Source organism: Streptomyces sp. SID5785, assembly GCF_009870065.1.
Taxonomy (GTDB): domain Bacteria; phylum Actinomycetota; class Actinomycetes; order Streptomycetales; family Streptomycetaceae; genus Streptomyces.
Genome location: NZ_WWIA01000361.1, coordinates 1 through 880 on the forward strand (window position 1 = coordinate 1; position 880 = coordinate 880).

General features: G+C 69.5%; 2 protein-coding genes. Both read left to right on the plus strand.

Annotated elements, in window-relative coordinates; genetic code table 11:
- The coding region (locus GTW43_RS11690) for a hypothetical protein (RefSeq protein ID WP_161301586.1) at positions 1-168 on the plus strand (168 nt) is incomplete at its 5' end.
- 7 nt (positions 169-175) lie between these two features.
- The coding region (locus GTW43_RS11695) for an NADP-dependent phosphogluconate dehydrogenase (protein WP_161301587.1) at positions 176-880 on the plus strand (705 nt) is incomplete at its 3' end.

The window sequence follows — 880 nt, forward strand, 5'->3', positions numbered from 1 at the left end:
TGGAACATCGACTCCTTCGACCAGTGGGGCGTCGAGCTCGGCAAGGTCCTCGCCAGGCGCGTCGAGCCCGCCCTCACCGAAGGCGCCCCGGTCCCCGGCCTGGACGCCTCCACCCAGTCCCTCGTCGACACCTACCGCGCCCTGCGCGGCCGTTCTGAAGGTAAGTGAATCTGATATGGCATCGATGCAGTTGGGCCTCGTCGGTCTCGGCAAGATGGGCGGCAACATGCGCGAGCGCATCCGCCGCGCAGGCCACACCGTCATCGGCTACGACCGCAACCCCGAGGTCTCCGACGTCGCGTCCCTCGCCGAACTCGTCGAGAAGCTCGAAGGCCCCCGCGTCGTGTGGGTGATGGTCCCGGCCGGCGCCGCGACCCAGTCCACCGTCGACGAGCTGAAGGAACTCCTCTCCGAGGGCGACCTCGTCGTCGACGGCGGCAACTCCCGCTGGACCGACGACGAGAAGCACGCCGCGGAGCTCGCCGAGCGCGGCATCGGCTTCGTCGACGCCGGCGTCTCCGGCGGCGTGTGGGGCCTGGAGAACGGCTACGCCCTCATGGTCGGCGGCTCCGACGCGGACATCGCCAAGGTCAAGCCGGTCTTCGACGCCCTCAAGCCCGAAGGCGACTTCGGCTACGTGCACGCGGGCAAGGTCGGCGCGGGCCACTTCTCCAAGATGGTCCACAACGGCATCGAGTACGCCATGATGCAGGCCTACGCCGAGGGCTGGGAGCTGCTCGAGGCCGCCGACTCGGTGACCGACGTGCGCGAGGTCTTCCGCTCCTGGCAGGAGGGCACCGTCATCCGCTCCTGGCTGCTCGACCTCGCGGTCAACGCCCTGGACGACGACGAGCACCTCGACAAGCTGCGCGGCTTCGCG